Annotated in this window: 1 protein-coding gene; it reads left to right on the top strand. The window is 67.2% G+C overall.

Annotated features, from left to right (window positions below):
- The coding region (locus EV683_RS14240) for a hypothetical protein (RefSeq protein WP_207910480.1) at positions 1–1,013 on the top strand (1,013 nt) is incomplete at both ends.

The following is a 1,013-nucleotide window of genomic DNA, read 5'->3' as shown; positions in this document are numbered from 1 at the left end:
GATGCCAGCGTAGCCAATCTGACCGACACCACCATCACCGCCCCCGCGGCTGGACACCTGCTGCGCTGGAATGGCAGCAAGTGGGTGAACGTCACGCTGGTCGCAGCCGACATCCCGGCGCTCGACTGGAGCAAGATCACCACCGGCAAGCCCACCACCCTGGCCGGCTACGGCATCACCGATGCGGTGCAGAAAGCCAACACGTCGGCGACCTTCAGCCCGGCGGCCGGCGCCTGGCATCGCATCGCAGCCTCGACGGTCGGTATCGGCCGCAACTCGGGCCGCTTCGCGATCGATTGGGCGGTCTCCGGCAACCATGGTTCAGTCCGACTAACGGCTGCCTGCCACTACGGGCAGCCTGGTTCGGTGTCGATCCAGCAACTTGAATACGGTGCGTACGGGGCGGGCGGCATCGTCGAAGCGCGCATCGTCTATCACACGGTGGAGAGCGGCAACTACGCCTACCTCGAGGTCAAGTTCGCCGCCGCGCTGAGCAACGTCGCAGTCAGCGTCGAGGGCTCGGACCTGCTCGGCTGGACGCTGCTGGCGCCGAACACCGCCGGCAGCGTGCCGGCCGGCTACAGCAGCTACACGCACGGCTTCGTGGCGATGAGCCAGATCGCCGCCGGCACCTATCGTTCGGTGACCGTCAACCAGGAGGGCCGCGTCACCGCCGGCACGAACCCGACCACGCTGGCCGGCTACGGCATCACCGATGCCAGCGTAGCCAATCTGACCGACACCACCATCACCGCCCCCGCGGCTGGACACCTGCTGCGCTGGAATGGCAGCAAGTGGGTGAACGTCACACTGGTCGCAGCCGACATCCCGGCGCTCGACTGGAGCAAGATCGGCAGCGGCAAGCCGACCACGCTGGCCGGCTACGGCATCACCGATGCCAGCGTAGCCAATCTGACCGACACCACCATCACCGCCCCCGCGGCTGGACACCTGCTGCGCTGGAATGGCAGCAAGTGGGTGAACGTCACACTGGTCGCAGCCGACATCCCGGC

The sequence above is a fragment of the Crenobacter luteus genome (genome assembly GCF_004345725.1).
Taxonomy (GTDB): domain Bacteria; phylum Pseudomonadota; class Gammaproteobacteria; order Burkholderiales; family Chromobacteriaceae; genus Crenobacter; species Crenobacter luteus.
This window is presented reverse-complemented; position numbering and strand designations above follow the sequence as displayed.